The sequence below is a fragment of the Vibrio sp. 2433-A1 genome (assembly GCF_056726085.1).
The window spans coordinates 501,672-519,881 of the sequence record NZ_JBRESC010000001.1; the positions used below are offsets into that span (position 1 = coordinate 501,672).

Below are 18,210 nucleotides of genomic sequence, written 5' to 3' on the forward strand. Positions count from 1 at the left end.
ATTACGACTCTTTATTCTTTAAGGTGGCGGTAATACGAATATCCTCACCGACCTGTCTTACATCTTTAATAATGAGATCAATGGTCTCTGCCATTGACTCTAAACCTAACGCACCGAGTAACCCTCTACCGTCACTGCCCATGATCTTCGGAGCTAGATAGAGGACAAGCTCATCAACAAGATTCGCTTTGATAAGGCTGCTCGCGAGCGTCGCGCCAGCCTCCACCCATAGGTGATTAATATGGTGCTGTTTTGCTAATACAGAAAATGTCGCCACAAGATCGATCAATTGCTCATCATTGAGTATAGGTTCGAGATCTTGGCCTTCTGCGACAATAATTCGCTCGCCCTCAGTATTCATTAACTTAAGCTCTGAGGTCAGCTGACGATTTCTATCTAAAATCACTCTAACGGGTTGGCGAAGCTCTTGCTGTGAGTACACCTCTTGTAGCGATAGAGGAAGATCATCCCAGCGCACGTTCAATGAAGCATTATCTTCAATCACGGTTTTGCTGGTTGATAAGATCGCTCCACTCTTGGCGCGATATTTTTGCACGTCTTGTCTTGCTTGTGGTGAGGTAATCCACTGGCTTTGACCATTGGCTAACGCTGTTTGGCCATCGATGCTCGCTGCCATTTTTAGCTGAACAAAAGGCATTCCAGTTTTCATCTGTTTAATGAAAGCGGGATTGAGCGATTCAGCTTGTTGCTCAAGTAAACCGACTTCAACCTTGATGCCTGCATCACGTAACATTTGAATGCCACGTCCAGCGACTTTGGGGTTAGGGTCTTCCATTGCACAAATGACTTTCGCCACTTTAGCTTTAATTAAGCCTTCTGCACAGGGAGGTGTACGTCCATAGTGTGAACAAGGCTCTAATGTGACGTAAGCAGTAGCGCCAACCGCTCTTTCTCCAGCCATACGCAGTGCGTGAACTTCAGCGTGCGGTTCGCCAGCACGGTAGTGAAAACCTTCACCGACAATATCATCGCCTTGAACAATCACACAACCGACATTAGGGTTAGGAGCCGTGGTATAGATGCCGCCTTTTGCCAACTCAATAGCACGCGACATCATAGTAAAATCTTGGGGGGTAAATAGTGGCATCGATAACAACCGTTAGTCTTCTAAGCGAGCGATCTCTTCGCCAAACTCGCGAATATCTTCAAAACTACGATAGACAGAGGCAAATCGAATATAGGCGACTTTATCGAGCTCTTTAAGCTGATCCATCACTAAATTACCAATCATTTCACTTGGTACTTCTCGCTCACCAGTCGCTCGGAGTTGAGACTTAATCAGGCTGATCGACACATCGACTGCATCGGCGCTAACCGGACGCTTTTCTAATGCGCGCTGAAGACCACCGACCATTTTGTCTTCGTTGAATGGTTCGCGGTTGCCGTTAGATTTAATCACTCTTGGCATCACCAGCTCAGCAGTTTCAAAAGTAGTAAAACGCTCGCTACACGCAAGACATTGACGACGACGTCGCACTTGATGGCCATCAGCAACCAGACGAGAATCAATTACTTTAGTATCGTTCTCAGAACAAAAAGGACAATGCATATCACCTCCATTTTAGGGTCTGTTAACCTTTTGCGGTTAAATTTTGTTTGAGATAAAAGCGTTTTAATCGCGGCGAGAGGTTTGTCGCCTAGTCATTCTAAGCAAAACATCTCTCAACAAAGAGTAAAACGCTTTTAGCCGAACCCTTCGGGCAGCGTTTGTGGCTCCTGTTATCGGCTTATCAGGTAGAGCAACTACAATTCTAAGCCTCTGCCTTGTATCAAAGAACCCACAAATGCTGCAAAAATCAGCTCAAAAGGTCAACAGACCCTAGGGAAAGCTAGTGTAGCGGATTTGCTTAAGACAAGAAAACAAAAGGGGCTAGATAGCCCCTTTTTCAATCAATGTTTAACAAGATTTGTTAACTGCGCGGCAAGTAGTTTGCCTTACCGACCCATTTGTAGCTGGTCAGCTCTTCCAAGCCCATAGGACCGCGAGCATGCAGCTTCTGAGTAGATACCGCAACTTCAGCGCCAAGACCAAACTGTGCGCCATCAGTGAAACGCGTTGAAGCATTGACATAAACCGCAGCAGAGCCAACAGAGTTAATAAACAGTTCTGAGTTTTCTAAGCTGTTCGTCATGATCGCATCGGAGTGACTCGCGTTATGAACACGCATGTGATCAACCGCTTCATGCACGTCAGCAACCACTTTAACGCCAAGCGTGTAGCTTAGCCATTCAGTATCAAAGTCACCTTCACCTGCATCACGTAGCTCTTTGGCATTGCTTAGCAGAGCTTTCGCTTTTGGCTCTGCAACTAGCGCAACCTTATCCGCTAAGCGTTCTGCTAGCATAGGTAAGAACTCTGCCGCTACTTTTTCGTGAACCAATAGCGTATCTAATGAATTGCATGCCGATGGGCGTTGTACTTTTGAGTTTTCAACCACATCCAATGATTTTGCTAGATTAGCACTTTCATCAACGAAGATATGGCTAATACCAAACCCACCAATAATCACAGGGATAGTGCTGTTTTCTTTACACATTTTGTGCAGGCCAGCACCGCCACGTGGAATGATCATATCCACGTAGTCATCAAGCTTAAGCAATTGCGAGACAAGCTCACGATCTGGCTTTTCAATATACTGAACAGATGCAGCAGGCAGACCCGCTTTTGCCAGCGCCGACTGAATCACTTTAACCAGTTCCATGTTAGAGAAAAATGTCTCTTTACCGCCACGTAGTATGCTTGCGTTACCGGTCTTTAAACACAGAGCCGCGATGTCGATCGTTACGTTAGGGCGAGCTTCATAAATGACACCAACCACACCAAGCGGTACACGACGACGTGATAGTGACATACCATTTTCTAGTACTTTACTGTCTAGTTCGCTACCGACAGGATCGTTTAGGCTAATCACGTTACGTACATCGTTAGCAATCCCAGTTAAACGCTCTGAGTTCAGCAATAAGCGATCTAACAGCGCCTCTGTTAGGCCAGCTTCGCGGCCTTGTTCGATATCTCTCGCATTCGCCGCTAGGATAGTGTCAGCATTTGCTTCAAGTTCATCAGCAATAATCGCCAATGCCTGGTTTTTTTGCGCTGTTGATGCTGTTGCCAGTTGGAAAGCCGCCTCTTTGGCAGCAATACCCATAGAAATCAGTTCCACTTTTCTTTCCTTATCCTTGGATTACGACCATATCGTCACGGTGCAATACTTCATTGCCGTAGTCATAACCTAAAATTCCAATAATATCTTTACTGTGCTTGCCGACAATTTTTGCCATGTCTTGGCTTGAGTAACTGGCGATACCGCGTGCAATCAATTTACCTTGCGTATCGGTCACGCGTACAACGTCGCCGCGAGCGAACTCTCCGCTCACTCTGGTTAGGCCTTTAGCAAGTAGACTACTGCCCTTACCAACCACAGCGTTAACTGCGCCATCATCAATCACAATATCACCTGAAGCGGCTGGTCCTGCTAGAATCCAACGCTTACGGTTTTCTAATGCTTCGTCACACGGTAAGAAACGTGTGCCTTGTGGGTTATCACCAAGTGAATCAAACACCACATTTGGCGCGCTACCCGCAGCAATGATGACCTCGATGCCAGCGCGACGTGCAATATCTGCCGCTTGCAACTTAGTTGCCATACCACCAGTGCCTAGTGTGGTACCACTACCACCAGCAATTTTGCGCAATGTATCGTCAATGGTCTTAACTTCTTTGATCAACTCTGCATTTGGGTCCTTGCGAGGGTCAGCAGTAAATAAGCCTTTTTGGTCAGTCAGCAGCAGCAGCTTATCTGCGCCACACAAAATACCGACTAAAGCAGACAAGTTATCATTGTCGCCTACTTTAATTTCACTCGTCGCTACCGCATCGTTTTCATTGACGACAGGAATAATGTCATTTTCGACGAGAGCGTTGATGGTGTCGCGCGCATTAAGAAAACGTTCACGATCTTCTAAGTCGGCACGTGTCAGCAACATTTGACCTATCTTAAGGCCATAAATCGCAAACAGAGATTCCCATGTTTGAATCAATTGACTTTGACCGACTGCTGCTAAAAGCTGCTTACTTGCCATAGAGTTGGGCAGTGCGGGGTATCCTAGATGCTCACGACCAGCCGCGATCGCGCCAGACGAAACCATAACCACAGAGTGGCCTTGCTTTTTAAGTTCAGCACACTGACGTACCAGCTCAACCATATGAGCTCGATCTAATGCCAACGTACCACCCGTTAAAACACTTGTACCTAGTTTAACCACGACAGTCTGAGACTGTACGGTATTTCCGCTTTCTTGATTCATTGCCTTTCTACTATGAAAAATATAAAAATCCTCTCAACCTTGTTTTCAATTAATAAGTCACAAAGATTGATTAGACCTGATGTTTTAGCAATCAAATCGAAATTTCACAAGCAGAAAAGGCGCTAAAAAGCGCCTTTTGGGTCTATAGAGGCAAAAGCCTGAGTATTTTAGACGAATTCGACAGATTCCTTGTGAATCGCCAGCGGGATTTCAAACTCTTTTTCGAGCGTTTCAAGCAACTTTTGATGAAACACTTCTTGGGTTCGAGTGACATCTTGAATGGCCTTTTTCGGCAACGCTTTGTCTTGCCACTCCCCTGTCACATCATATAGACCTGATCGATAGCGCGCTTCAAACGCCTCGCCTCTTCTCTCTAACTCAAGCCACCAGCCCCAAAACTCTCTTTGCTCTGGTGATTTCTTATCATTGACGCAAACCGATAGGCAATCAAACAAATAAGAGCCCTCAGAACTTTGTGATTCACGCAGGTAAGGCCCAATAGCTCTCAGTGTTGTTAACAAGCGATAATGTGTTGGACTTTTTATCTGTTCAGACATAATGAATCTCCATATTCATTTACTTTTTGTTATTCGCGCATACTTAAGGACTAAACAGTCTGGGTAGCTCGCATACATAAGTGTTGTCTAAATTAGTTTAAATGTCATCTAATTAGCTCATCTTCTAACCACTTTATCGCTAAATCGAGGGATTGCTCATAACCTTGTGTAATTGTCTTAGCACTAATTTTCTTCGCTTTACCGTAGTCGCTATAAACGGCAACTAGCTGGTTATCGCTGTAGGGTGACACTGGATCATTTTCTAAACTCATCGCCAAGATCGGCACGCGAGTTTTTCGCCCAGCTAAGATGCCTTGAACCTTGAGTGACCAAGCCATCAGCTGTCCTGCTAGACTATGTATATCAACTACAGTTTTACCTAATCGAGATGCCAATACATCCAAATACATCTTGGGCATCTGCTTGAGTTTTTCCGGTGAAGAGAGCACGTCATGGATTGGCGCACCGAGCGATACACAGGCCTTGATCTTATCTTGTTCAAGGAACGAAAGTCGTACCATCGCATTGCCACCAAAGCGGAAACCGATCAAGCCAACTTTATGGTGATCGACATAAGGAATGTTGTACAGCTCATTGAGTACCACCTGATGCAAGCGCGAGGTATCTTCGGTCATATTCCAATGGGTATTAGAACCAATAGAAGGCATATCCACCGTTAGCATGGCGATGTTCTTTTTCGCCAAATGATCACGAAATAGCGCCCACAGATCCGTTTGTAAACTGTCTAATCCTGCACTGACCATCACAACAGGCTGAGGCTTTTCTGTGCTGGTTAGGTGCAAATGAGCGACGATGATTTTCTTTTGGTAAGGGATCTCAATACGTTTGACGATATATTTGGTTTTATTGCTCGCTTCAGTGTAAGCATTGCTTGCTAACACTTGTGCTTGCGCGGCTAAATTATCGTTTTTTAAATGTGGGTATCCGGCAATACTAAAACATAGCGATGCGTTAAACATCTCATCCGCCGCTTCTTCTCCTTTGAGTTCAGCTGCGCGCTTTTGATGCAACATGCCTAATTTCGTCCACTCATACGTCCAGTTTCCACTGTGGTAGCCCATCACGGTATCTAACCATTGGTCGTTGGTACGCGAGTGCTTAGATGCTGCTATCTTAGCTAGCACAGCTTCAATCTCTATCGGATCCAGTCCTTGCCATGACCACTGCATACGACGCAGATTGCGATACCACTTATAGCCATCCTCTTCTAGCTTACCATCGAGAAACGTTTGGCTACTCGGCATATAGCGGGTAAGCCTAGACGTTTCTTTTGCTTGTTTATGATTAGCAAACAAGGTTTCTGAGAGGTTCTTGCTGACTTCCTCTGACATGAGTTCGACCTAAATAAATAATGATGACTAAATAGTAATAAAAAAAATGACCCAATAAAGGGTCATTTATCAAGAAATAGGTGGGAATTAAGCAAAGAGATTACTTTTGTTTACGATTGATTGGCTCAACGTACTGAATTGACATATCCCATGGTTGCTCAATCCAAGTGTCTTGTGCGATATCAACCACGTAGTCATCAAGAAGTTCCACACCAGCAGGCTTTGCACATACTGCGATCAGTTTTGCTTTCGGGTACATTTCGCGAAGTTTACGCGCTGTGTCACCACTATCCACTAGGTCTTCGACGATTAGGAAGCCTTCACCATCACCTTCAGGTGCTTTCACTACCGTCATATCACGCTGGTGATCATGGTCGTAGCTAGAGATACAAATTGTATCAACGTGACGAATGCCTAATTCACGCGCTAGGATTGCGCCAGGAACAAGACCGCCACGGCTCACAGCCCAAATCCCTTTCCACTGCTCTGCTGGCATCTGTTTCTCTGCCAATTCACGACAAAGTGTGTGCATTTGGTCCCAAGTGATAATGAATTTCTTAGCCATTCTAATAACCTAATAATTAAAAATATCTGCATCCCCGCAAAGGTTCTTGTACGCTATGGTAAGTTATTGGGGGAAAAGCTACGCAAACGATTATTCTACCGAAAGTACAGCATAATACCAATCCGTTAATGTAAAATATTCCATCGTAACGCCCCCCCCCTTTAGAAGTTGCTCTGGCCCTAGCTACCCATCTATTTATAAAAACGCCACAGCCTTTACAAAGACTATGGCGATTATTTAGCGGTGCTTGTGAATAAACACACCAAGCAATTAACAGTAATTATGCAACTGCATATTTAATAATAAACACAGCAGCTAAGAACCAAACACTCGTCGAGACTTCACGACCACGACCACTTAAAAACTTAATCAATGCATAGGAAATAAACCCTAGAGCAATGCCTTGAGCAATTGAATAAGTAAGAGGCATTAGTAAGCAAGTGACAACAACAGGAGCAGCTTCCGTTAAATCACGCCAATCTATGCTAACTAAACCTGACATCATCAAAATTGCTACGTAAAAAAGTGCACCTGCTGTCGCGTACGCTGGAATCATGCCTGCGAGCGGCGAGAAGAATAACGCTAGAAGGAATAACACACCAACGACGACTGCAGTTAAGCCTGTACGGCCACCAGCCGCAACACCGGCCGTCGATTCAACATAAGAAGTTGTACTTGAAGTACCCAGCATTGCGCCTACTGATGTCGCTGTTGAGTCAGCAAGTAACGCTTTACTTAGGCGAGGAAGTTTACCATCTTCTTTGATTAAGTCAGCTTTTGTTGCCACCCCTACCAACGTGCCAGCCGTATCGAATAAGTCTACAAATAAGAAAGCAAAAACGACTGAGATCATGCCTACTTCAAATACACCAGAGATATCCATCTGCATGAATGTTGGTGCAATACTCGGTGGTGTAGACATCACTCCGCCCCAATGAACATCTCCCATAATTAGTCCAATCAGAGTAATTACGAGAATTGCAATCATGACAGCACCACGTACGCCCCTATATACCAAAGCGATTGTTAAGAAAAAGCCTAGGGCAGCAAGTACTTGGTGTAAGCTAGTAATATCACCTAAAGAAACCAAAGTCGCAGGGTTGTCAACTACGATACCTGCATTTTGCAGACCGATAAAAGCAAGAAACAGACCAATACCCGCAGAGATTCCCGTTCTTAAAGACATTGGAATAGAGTTAATTATCCATTCACGTATCTTGAATACACTCAACGCCATAAAGATAAGACCTGAGACGAAAACAGCTCCTAGTGCAACTTGCCATGAATGCCCCATGCCAAGAACAACACCATAGGTGAAGAACGCATTTAGACCCATACCCGGCGCTAAAGCAATTGGGTAGTTAGCGACAAAACCCATGATAAAACAGCCGATCGCGGCAGCAAGACAGGTAGCAACGAACACAGCACCTTTGTCCATACCCGCGTCAGCAAGCATGGCTGGGTTAACGAAGATGATGTAAGCCATCGTTAGGAAGGTAGTGATACCCGCGACGATCTCAGTTTTGACTGTCGTGCCATTTTCACTGAGCTTGAATAGTTTTTCGAACATAATCGAATCCTAAAAAGGTAAAAAGTAAACGGTTGCGTAATCGATTGGCGGGAATTATAAGGTCATCAAATAGTAAATTCCAGATAGAATTAAGACTCTAACTAATATTTCTAACTGTAAAATGGAAACTCAATCGATTACATCGCAAAAAAAGTTAGTAAAAAACGTTATTTATCAACACGTAAAGAAAAAGATATTTTTTAAACGAAAAAGATGCTTTTTTGTACCATGTTGCAAAGTTACAACTAGAGAAATGACTAATAATCGGCGAGTAATATGAGTTTATGCGAATAAAAGCGAGGCAAGAAGAGCTAGCTAAGTAAATCAGGAAGTTGGGATACGCTGGTAGGCTATTTTTTAGATAAAAAAACGCCACTCAATTTGAGTGGCGGTTGAATCATGTCAGCAAGAATTAAGCTGCTGAAAAAAAATTCCAATAATAGGGGTGAACATACAACTGTTCGAGAGTCACAAACCCCGGTTTAGTAACCGAAGCTTGTTGGATACTTAAAGTTGCCAGTGTAAACAGAGCTATTTAGCCAGAACGCTGCACTTGGTAAACCTTTCATAACTATCACCTTCTAAATCAATTAAAACAAATTACAAATATTGATTTCTCAGTTCCTTGGAGGCGACAAATCGGACTCATCCTTTGAGCATTTTCTCTTCGCTTTCGAAGTTGGTTACTAATATACCCCAAAGAAAATTAATTACAAGCACTTGCGTGATAAATATCACAAAAACCTTATAAATTGACTTCAATCAAACTTAAACTGTAATTAACTTACAGAATTATCAGCCTAATAACGAGATTGGCTACAAAAGTTACGAACTTAGGTGAGTAAACGTTTTCGTTAAAAATACCTAATATGTGATTGCCCTTTTGCTTTCCATTTCGCTTTTACTACTACCCAAAGGCCTGTAGTGCTATGCTGTGGCCTCTATTTAATAGGTCAGATTTAGCTTTTTGTTCTGCCTGAGCAACCACGCCGCATAACAAAATCTGGCATTATTCTTTTTAAGGAGTCATCCGTGTCTGAATTCCATTCTGAAATCAGCGACTTATCACCTGCTCCACTATGGCAGTTTTTCGATAAGATCTGTTCTATCCCTCATCCTTCTAAGCATGAAGAAGCGCTAGCACAATACATTGTGCAATGGGCGACTGAGCAAGGCCTAGCAGTTCGCCGTGATCCAACAGGCAACGTTTTCATTAAAAAGCCGGCAACACCGGGTATGGAAAACAAAAAAGGTGTTGTTCTACAAGCGCACATCGATATGGTGCCGCAAAAGAACGAAGACACGGATCATGACTTCACTAAAGATCCTATCCAGCCATACATTGATGGTGAGTGGGTTACCGCTAAAGGTACAACCTTAGGTGCTGATAACGGTATGGGCATGGCTTCTTGTCTAGCAGTACTCGCATCGACTGAGATCAAGCACGGTCCAATCGAAGTATTACTTACTATCGATGAAGAAGCAGGTATGACAGGCGCATTTGGTCTTGAAGCAGGTTGGCTAGAAGGCGATATCCTTCTTAATACTGACTCAGAGCAAGAAGGCGAAGTCTACATGGGCTGTGCTGGCGGCATCGATGGCGAAATGACTTTTGACATCAAACGTGAAGACATCCCTGCTGGTTATGTGACTCGTCAGCTCATCCTTAAAGGCCTTAAAGGCGGTCACTCTGGCTGTGATATTCACACAGGCCGTGGTAACGCAAACAAACTCGTTGCACGTTTCCTAGCGGGCCATGCGCAAGAGCTTGACCTTCGCCTCGTTGAATTCCGCGGTGGTAGCCTACGCAATGCGATTCCTCGCGAAGCATTCGTTACTGTTGCTGTTCCTGCTGAAAACGAAGCGAAACTTGCAGAGCTGTTTGAGTTCTACACTCACCTACTCAAAACTGAACTAGGTAAAGTGGAAACGGACATTGTTTCTTTCAATGAAGCAATCGAAACAGACGCACAGGTTTTAGTCGTTGCTGACCAGCAACGCTTTATCGCTGCACTAAACGCCTGTCCAAACGGCGTGATTCGCATGAGCGATGAAATCGAAGGTGTAGTAGAGACATCGCTTAACGTAGGTGTTATCACAACAAAAGAGAACAAAATTCAGGTTTTATGCCTTGTTCGCTCACTGATTGACTCGGGTCGTCAGCAAGTGGAAGGCATGCTTACTTCTGTTGCTGAGCTTGCTGGTGCGCAGATTGAATTCTCTGGTGCTTACCCTGGTTGGAAACCAGACGCTGACTCTGAAATCATGGCGATCTTCCGTGATATGTATGAAGGCATCTACGGGCACAAACCAAACATCATGGTGATCCATGCTGGTCTTGAATGTGGTCTATTTAAAGAACCTTACCCGAACATGGATATGGTTTCTTTTGGCCCTACGATCAAGTTCCCTCACTCTCCTGATGAAAAAGTAAAGATTGATACCGTTGCTCTATTCTGGGAGCAAATGGTTGCACTTCTAGAAGCGATTCCTGAAAAGGCATAATTCGTCGATTTTTCATTAGAAAAACTTATCCAAAAAGCCAGCTCAGATTAGCTGGCTTTTTTATTGCCACTCATTTCTCATTCATAAATATTTTTTGTCGTAACGGTATTATTTTTTCGTTAGTCACACCTACCCTTGGTTGCTACAGTCGCCCTCCTTGAAGCGCCTTTGGGTACATTCTTACCCTCTTCAAGCACAAGACTCGGCACAATTCGACCGTGTTATGTTGGGGATGCTCACTTCATTCGAGCATCTTAAATACTCTCTAAAATTATGTTACTGCGATGAAAGAAAAACTATTAGTCGGTTGGCGAGAAACTCTTAGCCTGCCAGGTTTAGGTATTAATGAAATTAACGCAAAGATTGATACCGGAGCCAGGACGTCTTGCTTACACGCGTTCAAAGTAGAGAGCTTTAAGAAGGACGAAGCTCTTTGGGTCCGCTTCTGGATTCACCCTAAACAACATGACACGGATTTCGAAACAGTATGTGAAGCTAAAGTAATTGACGAACGCACAGTGCGTGACTCAGGCGGCCACGAAGAATCACGTTACGTTATCGAGTCAGAACTGAGTATTGGCGGAAAAAGTTGGCCAATCGAAATTACTTTAACTAATCGCGAAAATATGGCTTTTCGCATGTTATTAGGTCGCACTGCAATGCACGATCGCATCATTGTCGACCCTGTTGAATCGTTTTTAGTCCCTTTCGAGGAAAGCAAATAATGAAAATTGGTATTCTGTCTCGCAACGCGAACCTGTACTCAACCAAGCGTCTAATTGAAGCGGCAGAAAGCCGTGGTCACGAAGTAAAAGTGATCGATGCGCTACGTTGTTACATGAATATCAACTCAGAGAAACCAGAAATTCACTTCAAAGGTGAAGAACTGTCTGGCTTTGATGCGATTGTTCCTCGAATCGGCGCGTCAGTAACATTCTACGGTACTGCGGTATTACGCCAGTTCGAAATGATGGGTGTTTACCCAGTCAACGAATCTGTTGCGATCACTCGTTCTCGTGACAAGCTACGCTCAATGCAGTTGCTATCGCGCAAAGGTATCGGCATGCCAATCACAGGTTTTGCAAGCAAGCCTGATGACGTAAAAGATCTACTTGAAATGGTCGGCGGCGCTCCGGTAGTGATCAAGCTACTTGAAGGTACTCAAGGCATCGGTGTGGTTCTAGCTGAAACTCGTAAAGCAGCAGAAAGCGTTGTTGAAGCGTTCATGGGCCTAAAAGCAAACATCATGGTGCAAGAGTACATCAAGGAAGCGGGTGGTGCCGATATTCGCTGCTTCGTACTGGGTGATAAAGTGATTGCAGCAATGAAGCGTCAAGGTGCTGAAGGCGAATTCCGCTCAAACCTACACCGTGGTGGTAGTGCATCTTTAATTAAGATCACTCCAGAAGAGCGCCGTACTGCGGTAGCGGCTGCGAAGATAATGGGTCTAAATGTGGCTGGGGTAGATCTACTAAGATCAGACCGTGGTCCATTAGTTATGGAAGTAAACTCATCTCCAGGTCTTGAAGGTATTGAGGCCGCAACTGGTAAAGACATTGCTGGAATGATTGTCGAATTTATTGAGAAGAATGCGGCAAGCAAAAGGACTAAAACTCGTGGCAAAGGCTAAAAAGAATAGCGCATTTGAATTTCTCGGCGAGTCTATCTCGCCGGGAGAGTGTAAGGTTGTTGAGTTAGAAGCAGCTAAGCTTTATACCCACTCGCCTTTATCGATCCCTGTTGAGATCATCAATGGTAAACAAGCAGGACCAGTTTTAATGGTCAACGCTGCGATCCATGGTGATGAGCTTAACGGCGTTGAGATTGTACGCCAATTGATTAACACCATTGATGCTAGCAAGCTCAAAGGTACCGTAATTGCTGTGCCAATCGTCAACGTATTTGGCTTTATTCATAAATCGCGTTACCTACCGGATCGACGCGATCTAAACCGCTGCTTCCCAGGAAGTGAGAAAGGTTCATTGGCATCACGTATGGCCAATACTTTCTTTTCTCAGGTCGCTAAGCGCTGTGATTACATTCTGGACTTACACACAGGTGCGATTCACCGCACTAACCTGCCACAAATTCGTGCAGATTTAAGTAACCCAGAAACACTTCGTATTGCTCAGGCGTTCGCTACGCCAGTGATAGTCGATGCTCCACTACGTGATGGTTCTCTGCGTAGCGAAGCTGAGCGCCTGGGCATTCCGGTTCTGACTTACGAAGCGGGCGAAGCATTACGCTTTGAGCCAATTTGTATCAGTGCGGGTTTCATCGGTGTACAACGTGTGATGCAGGCGATTGGCATGTTACGCTCAAGCCGTAAAAAGCTGCCAACACCAGTGATTGCGAAATCTACTCGCTGGCTACGTGCTGAAAGTGATGGCATCTTACGTACTGTTGTGACACTGGGTGAGAAAGTTGAAAAAGGCCAAGTATTGGCTTACATCAGCGCCCCGCTCGGTCACAGTGAGATTGAACTCACCGCTCGTAAAGGCGGTATTGTTATCGGTCAACAGACACTACCTTTAGTCAACGAAGGCGATGCAATCTTCCACTTAGCTTACTTTGAGCAAGATGATGAAGAAGTGGAACAAGTGGTTGAAGAGTTTATTGAAGAAGTTACTGATCTTGACGTTGATCCTTTAACAACGGGTCAAATCAACGCCCCTGCTCAGTAAACTGAAGCGGTTAAAAACAAAGAGCCCGCATATCACTATGCGGGCTTTTTATTATCTACCGCTTTCCTGTTAGCTAAATTAGCTGTTAATCAAATTGGCTATTAGCCAAATGATGCCCAGATAACCGTTGCGACTAAAATCGGACAAACAAACTTCACGTAGGCAGGCCACAGCTTGCCAAACCAACCTTGGGTGAACTCAGGACAGCCTTGCTCTAGCTCTTTAATCTTTGAATGACGATTCCATACCCATCCACCAAATAAGCAGAACAACAAGGCTGCTGCTGGTTGTAGGTACTGAGTTGCAACCATCGCCACCAGCCCAAACAGCTCACCAAAGTTATAGACGATAACCACACTAAACAGAGCAATTAGACCGCCAAGTACCCAGCTAGTTGGTGTACGTTTGGTGTGGAAACGTTCGCTTACCAGAGCAACCGGACACTCCAACATTGAAATAGAAGAGGTCAACGCAGCAATAGTAAGTAGTAAGAAGAATATAATCGCAAATAGTTGACCTAATAGACCTAAGCTATCAAACATCAACGGTAGCACCGTAAATACCAAGGTATCAGAACTTAGCAGTGACCCATCTTCAGCATAAATCTGTACGCCTTTTTGCATTGCGACAAACATTGCTGGCATCACCACCAACCCGGCAATGAACGCGACTGCGGTATCCACCAGCGTTACATTCATCGCCATCTTTGGTAGGTTTTCTTTCTTGCTAAGGTAAGAGCCATAAATCAGCATTGAACAGCCACCAATAGTGAGCGAGAAAAACCCTTGCCCCATTGCCGCTAGAATCAACTTACGGTCCATCACCTTCTCAAAGTCTGGGATCAAGTAATGTTTTAAACCTTCCATCGCACCATTTTGCGTCATGATGTAGATAAACAGCAGACCAAATAAAATGAACAGGGCTGGCATCAAGCGTGTCGACCACTTCTCAATCCCTTCTTTAACACCACCTTGAACAATTAAAACAGTAAGAACGTAAAAAGTGATGGTACCAAAAAGGTTACGTTCAACACTGAAGCCTTTAAACCAAGCGGTCGCCGTTTCCATACCCAAGACGTCAGTCACAGCGCCAAGCAAGAAACAGATCAACCAACCACCGACGATACTGTAAAAAGCTAGTACCGCACTCGGCACACTTAAGCCAATCCAACCAACGGCAGCACCGACACGCTTACCAATAGGGTTACTGGTCAGTGAGCGCATACTATCAACTGGGTTAGCTTGGCCGTAACGACCAATTGCCATCTCAACTACCAACATCGGAAACGCAACTACAAGGATCATCACTAAATAGACAAGTAAGAACGCGCCGCCACCATTACTTGCTGCTTGGGTAGGAAACCCCCAGATGTTGCCAAGACCAACCGCAGCACCTGCTGCTGCGAGAATAAAACCAAGACGAGAGCCAAAATGCTCACGAGATTGAGAGGAATCTACCTGTGCCATACTTCTTAATCTGCACCAATGAACTAGCTGGCTAGTACACTAATACAAAACACTATATTCAGCAATTTATTTAGCATCAACACTAGAAATAGCATGAACAATGCAGGTGTTTAATAGAAATTGGAGCAAAAAATCAGCATTTCTCTCACAAGCTACGAACCACAAATTGATTGCGACCTAAATCCTTTGCTTGATAGAGAGCAGGGTCGGCCACTAAGAAGATATCTTGGAGTTCATCTAATGGTTGCAGCGCGCAGTCTGCCACACCGATAGAGACAGTGATGCAATCAGCAATAGGAGAATGCTGATGCGAGATCTGAAGCTCTACAATCGCAGCACGCAACCATTCGGCTTCCTGTAGATTATCAATGTTAGATTCCGAACTCAGCACCACACAAAACTCTTCACCACCAAAACGCGCGACAAATTTGTCACACTGTGTTTGGGCTTGCTCTAAACATGAAGCAACCTGTTGAAGGACATTATCACCTTCGATATGACCGTAATGATCATTAAAAGGTTTAAAGTAGTCGATATCAATCAACAGTAAACTGATATGGCACGATCCACTTTGTTTAACCAATGTATCCCAATATTGCTGCAAACTGCGGCGATTGCCTACTTTGGTCAAGGCATCATGTAAAGCGACCCACTCAAGCTCTTTCTGTTTGGCTTCTAACTGGTTAAACACTTCATTAATTCGATAGACGAAATCACGCATTTCATAAGAAATAAATGAGTCTTGCTCAGTCAATACCGAAGCGTTACCGCTTGTCAAACTATCTAGTGCGCTGCGGGCACGCTTAACTGGCCGCACTATGATATGCGCAAGAGCCAAATTAAATGCAAACATGAAAACCGCAAAGGCAAGTACCGCGGATAGTTCTCGAAAAGTAATAAAATCAGGGATTTTGACTGAATGGTGAATCTCGACAAATACCGTGGAATCATTCTGAAAATCCAGCTTCTCAATCACCGATACGTTCTCAGTAAGATTGTCGAAACTCTCAAACTTATCTTTGGTTTTGATCTCAACCGCTAAGCCAGTCGCTTGTCTTAAGGTACGGCTAAATTCGTGCCCAATGGGTTTAATCATCATCATAAACCCCTTATCGCAGTCAACCCCATCGCTATTACACACCCTTGACGTCGCCATTAAGTGAGGTTGACCGTCCAATACTAAGAACTTTACAAATGAAGCTACTTTGTCTATCGGTGAACGCAAACTGTCAGCCAATAAAGCGCCAAACTTATAACGAATAGGTTCATACGAGAGCTCTTTATCATTGATGTAGTCATACAGCCTCCCCCACACCAAAGAGACATGAGGGTCAAAAATAAAGACGCCCTGGACCTCTAAAGAGGAAAAGGAGTGGTCATTGAGGCTATCTTGCAGCAGGTCATCATTCTCTCCGGCAATATACTCAGTAACTTCGTCCCACGAAGCGTAATCCATCAAGTTTTTGGCGAGGTCGTTTTTCTGCAATCTAAGCAGAGTTTTAACTCGGTGAACTTCTTCTTGCTGCTGGTTGAGTGCTCGCTCGACGGCTAAATCATAGGTAAAAAAGTAGCGGAACGTGAGATAGCAAATAACAAACGTAGCCGCCATAAAAATAGAAGCTAATACCGTTAACTGTTTGACAGAAAAGTTAGATATCTTCACACAATCCTTGAAGCACGATTAAAAAATGAGCCGGGATTAAACACAATCACACTGTAATTGTCTACAAAAAGAGCACCCTACAGGTGTAATGCCAGTCAGTTAAGCTGACTGGCATTTTTTCTATTTGTTGCGTACTTCTTGGGTTTCAACTTCACCCATCGAGGATAACTTCTATCTTCTCTTCGAGGCGGTAAGATAAACATGGATACATGCTCTAGTAATACCTCATAGTGTTTAGGGAGCTTTCCTGGGCTTGTTAAAGGCAACGCTGCAAAGTATTGCGTCACAGCCATAGCGCTACTCGTAAAGCTCAGTTGATTTGGCCAGACGCTATCTAACCTACTTGCCGCTTTTGTCATAACCTGCCTGATAAGGTTATAGGCGAGTAAAATACCCCAGAGCTCCTGCTTAACCATATCTGGACGCTTGCTTCGCAATGTATACTCACTGTCAAGTAAGGTCTGCTTCATTTCCCGATAGCCTAATTCGATTTCCCAGCGATAACGATAGAGCTCTACGATTTCTTCGCCAGGAAAACGTAACCCATCACGCATTGATGTAAGCACCTGATACTCCTTACCTTTAATGATTTTTGAGACTAACCTTGCTTCAACTACATCAGGAAGTTCACTAAACTTCTTTCTTGCCTGAGGTGTTGTTTTAATCGCAACGATTGCATCACTCTTGCTGTACCTATGAACGACTTCATACTGGAAGTCTTTTCTCACAGGGAGCATCCAATGCCTCTCTTGGCCGACTTTGTTCCATCGGTTAAGCAGTCCCAGAGAGTAATATCCTTTGTCAAAAATAGTCAGAGAATGGTCTGGCGTTTGTTCTATGAGTTCTTCTGCAAGCCGCATTTCGTTGGTTCGATAGTCAGAGAATGCACTATCGATGAGCTGATGACTTGTAAGCTCCATCAAGCAAACCATGCGTATCTTAGGGTAAATATTTTCAGATGACTGATTACGCTGTGCTTTAAACTCTTGATGATTTTCAGGTGTATCTGCCGTTCTCCAAACGACACCATCGACAGATAGAAGATTGAGTCCACACCAAGTTTCAAACTTAGAAGATTGATAACTCTGAGCCGCCATCGTCTTAAAGACTTGTTTAACACCTTCTTCGCCTAATCTCTGCCTCGCTTGGACAACAGCACTTGGCGCAACAAAGCGCTGTTTGTCTGGTAGGACAATATCAAGTTGGTTAGCGATATCCCAAACAGATTGTTGCCGAAAAAGACTCATTCCTACAACGGACCAAAGTACTGCTTCCAAGGGTAAGCGTCTTCTTCTCACTGTTGCTACACCAGCTTTTTCAAAACCTTGCTGGATAAGCTCTGGACTAAGGATCTCAGAGTATTTGTCAAAGTGATGGAAGGTATTGCATGAGCGAAAAGTATTCGCAAGTTGGCTTTCTAAAGACATGAAAAATCCGATATTAGTTTCCTAATATCGGATTTTGAAGCCTTTTGAGGATCGGTCAAATGATCTCAAAAATTTTTCTTAACTGATCGGCATTA

16 protein-coding genes are annotated in these 18,210 nt (G+C 44.2%); 4 read left to right on the forward strand and 12 right to left on the reverse strand.

Annotation, left to right across the window (positions count from 1 at the left end):
- Position 1: 1 nt before the first annotated feature.
- From ribD to vcdP, 9 genes are all read right to left on the reverse strand, one after another.
- Positions 2 to 1,108, reverse strand: coding sequence for a bifunctional diaminohydroxyphosphoribosylaminopyrimidine deaminase/5-amino-6-(5-phosphoribosylamino)uracil reductase RibD (ribD, locus tag ACU01J_RS02375; RefSeq protein WP_481084242.1), 1,107 nt, complete (start codon positions 1,106 to 1,108; stop codon positions 2 to 4).
- Between the two features lie 12 nt (positions 1,109 to 1,120).
- The gene (nrdR, locus tag ACU01J_RS02380) at positions 1,121 to 1,570 is read right to left on the reverse strand and encodes a transcriptional regulator NrdR (RefSeq protein WP_038139576.1); all 450 of its coding nucleotides are present in this window, start codon (positions 1,568 to 1,570) and stop codon (positions 1,121 to 1,123) included.
- A gap of 361 nt (positions 1,571 to 1,931) precedes the next feature.
- Positions 1,932 to 3,182 (reverse strand): glutamate-5-semialdehyde dehydrogenase, encoded by a 1,251-nt coding sequence (locus tag ACU01J_RS02385; RefSeq protein WP_481084243.1) that lies wholly within the window; start codon positions 3,180 to 3,182, stop codon positions 1,932 to 1,934.
- Positions 3,183 to 3,192: 10 nt separating this feature from the next.
- Entirely contained in the window at positions 3,193 to 4,326 is a 1,134-nt protein-coding gene (gene proB, locus ACU01J_RS02390; protein ID WP_481084244.1) for a glutamate 5-kinase, read from the reverse strand.
- Positions 4,327 to 4,493: 167 nt separating this feature from the next.
- A complete protein-coding gene (gene crl / locus ACU01J_RS02395) occupies positions 4,494 to 4,883 on the reverse strand; it encodes a sigma factor-binding protein Crl (protein WP_481084245.1) in 390 nt (129 codons plus the stop codon).
- A 104-nt stretch (positions 4,884 to 4,987) separates the two neighbouring features.
- Positions 4,988 to 6,235 (reverse strand): esterase FrsA, encoded by a 1,248-nt coding sequence (frsA, locus tag ACU01J_RS02400; RefSeq protein WP_481084246.1) that lies wholly within the window; start codon positions 6,233 to 6,235, stop codon positions 4,988 to 4,990.
- Positions 6,236 to 6,335: 100 nt separating this feature from the next.
- Positions 6,336 to 6,800, reverse strand: a complete 465-nt coding sequence (gene gpt, locus ACU01J_RS02405; protein WP_053440075.1) for a xanthine phosphoribosyltransferase — start codon at positions 6,798 to 6,800, stop codon at positions 6,336 to 6,338.
- A 280-nt stretch (positions 6,801 to 7,080) separates the two neighbouring features.
- Entirely contained in the window at positions 7,081 to 8,370 is a 1,290-nt protein-coding gene (locus ACU01J_RS02410; RefSeq protein WP_481084247.1) for an NCS2 family permease, read from the reverse strand.
- Positions 8,371 to 8,852: 482 nt separating this feature from the next.
- Positions 8,853 to 8,939, reverse strand: a complete 87-nt coding sequence (gene vcdP, locus ACU01J_RS02415; protein WP_481084264.1) for a small protein VcdP — start codon at positions 8,937 to 8,939, stop codon at positions 8,853 to 8,855.
- A 463-nt stretch (positions 8,940 to 9,402) separates the two neighbouring features.
- Between vcdP and ACU01J_RS02420 the strand changes: the two genes are divergently transcribed.
- The 4 genes from ACU01J_RS02420 (at position 9,403) to ACU01J_RS02435 (ending at position 13,559) form a co-directional block, all read left to right on the forward strand.
- A complete protein-coding gene (locus tag ACU01J_RS02420; protein WP_481084248.1) occupies positions 9,403 to 10,875 on the forward strand; it encodes an aminoacyl-histidine dipeptidase in 1,473 nt (490 codons plus the stop codon).
- 284 nt (positions 10,876 to 11,159) lie between these two features.
- Complete coding sequence (locus ACU01J_RS02425) at positions 11,160 to 11,600, forward strand: ATP-dependent zinc protease family protein (RefSeq protein WP_481084249.1); 441 nt, start codon at positions 11,160 to 11,162, stop codon at positions 11,598 to 11,600.
- Positions 11,600 to 12,505, forward strand: coding sequence for a 30S ribosomal protein S6--L-glutamate ligase (rimK, locus tag ACU01J_RS02430; RefSeq protein WP_004415299.1), 906 nt, complete (start codon positions 11,600 to 11,602; stop codon positions 12,503 to 12,505). The genes ACU01J_RS02425 and rimK overlap by 1 nt, the downstream gene beginning before the upstream one ends.
- Positions 12,465 to 13,559: a succinylglutamate desuccinylase/aspartoacylase family protein gene (locus tag ACU01J_RS02435; protein WP_481084250.1), complete on the forward strand. Its 1,095-nt coding sequence runs from the start codon at positions 12,465 to 12,467 to the stop codon at positions 13,557 to 13,559. The genes rimK and ACU01J_RS02435 overlap by 41 nt, the downstream gene beginning before the upstream one ends.
- Positions 13,560 to 13,660: 101 nt before the next feature.
- Here ACU01J_RS02435 and ACU01J_RS02440 read toward each other — a convergent pair whose 3' ends face one another.
- The 3 genes from ACU01J_RS02440 to ACU01J_RS02450 all read right to left on the reverse strand — a co-directional run bounded on the left by ACU01J_RS02440 (position 13,661) and on the right by ACU01J_RS02450 (position 18,115).
- Entirely contained in the window at positions 13,661 to 15,025 is a 1,365-nt protein-coding gene (locus ACU01J_RS02440; RefSeq protein WP_481084251.1) for a sodium-dependent transporter, read from the reverse strand.
- A gap of 145 nt (positions 15,026 to 15,170) precedes the next feature.
- Positions 15,171 to 16,688: a sensor domain-containing diguanylate cyclase gene (locus tag ACU01J_RS02445; protein WP_481084252.1), complete on the reverse strand. Its 1,518-nt coding sequence runs from the start codon at positions 16,686 to 16,688 to the stop codon at positions 15,171 to 15,173.
- Positions 16,689 to 16,783: 95 nt separating this feature from the next.
- The gene (locus ACU01J_RS02450; RefSeq protein WP_481084253.1) at positions 16,784 to 18,115 is read right to left on the reverse strand and encodes an IS4 family transposase; all 1,332 of its coding nucleotides are present in this window, start codon (positions 18,113 to 18,115) and stop codon (positions 16,784 to 16,786) included.
- Positions 18,116 to 18,210 lie beyond the last annotated feature (95 nt).

What these genes read in the sequence shown, in the direction of transcription:
- rimK (WP_004415299.1), top strand. Translation starts at nt 11,600, where the DNA reads ATGAAAATTGGTATTCTGTCTCGCAACGCGAACCTGTACTCAACCAAG.
- ACU01J_RS02410 (WP_481084247.1), bottom strand. Translation starts at nt 8,370, where the DNA reads ATGTTCGAAAAACTATTCAAGCTCAGTGAAAATGGCACGACAGTCAAA.
- gpt (WP_053440075.1), bottom strand. Translation starts at nt 6,800, where the DNA reads ATGGCTAAGAAATTCATTATCACTTGGGACCAAATGCACACACTTTGT.
- nrdR (WP_038139576.1), bottom strand. Translation starts at nt 1,570, where the DNA reads ATGCATTGTCCTTTTTGTTCTGAGAACGATACTAAAGTAATTGATTCT.
- proB (WP_481084244.1), bottom strand. Translation starts at nt 4,326, where the DNA reads ATGAATCAAGAAAGCGGAAATACCGTACAGTCTCAGACTGTCGTGGTT.
- ribD (WP_481084242.1), bottom strand. Translation starts at nt 1,108, where the DNA reads ATGCCACTATTTACCCCCCAAGATTTTACTATGATGTCGCGTGCTATT.
- ACU01J_RS02425 (WP_481084249.1), top strand. Translation starts at nt 11,160, where the DNA reads ATGAAAGAAAAACTATTAGTCGGTTGGCGAGAAACTCTTAGCCTGCCA.
- vcdP (WP_481084264.1), bottom strand. Translation starts at nt 8,939, where the DNA reads ATGAAAGGTTTACCAAGTGCAGCGTTCTGGCTAAATAGCTCTGTTTAC.
- ACU01J_RS02450 (WP_481084253.1), bottom strand. Translation starts at nt 18,115, where the DNA reads ATGTCTTTAGAAAGCCAACTTGCGAATACTTTTCGCTCATGCAATACC.
- crl (WP_481084245.1), bottom strand. Translation starts at nt 4,883, where the DNA reads ATGTCTGAACAGATAAAAAGTCCAACACATTATCGCTTGTTAACAACA.
- ACU01J_RS02440 (WP_481084251.1), bottom strand. Translation starts at nt 15,025, where the DNA reads ATGGCACAGGTAGATTCCTCTCAATCTCGTGAGCATTTTGGCTCTCGT.
- frsA (WP_481084246.1), bottom strand. Translation starts at nt 6,235, where the DNA reads ATGTCAGAGGAAGTCAGCAAGAACCTCTCAGAAACCTTGTTTGCTAAT.
- ACU01J_RS02435 (WP_481084250.1), top strand. Translation starts at nt 12,465, where the DNA reads ATGCGGCAAGCAAAAGGACTAAAACTCGTGGCAAAGGCTAAAAAGAAT.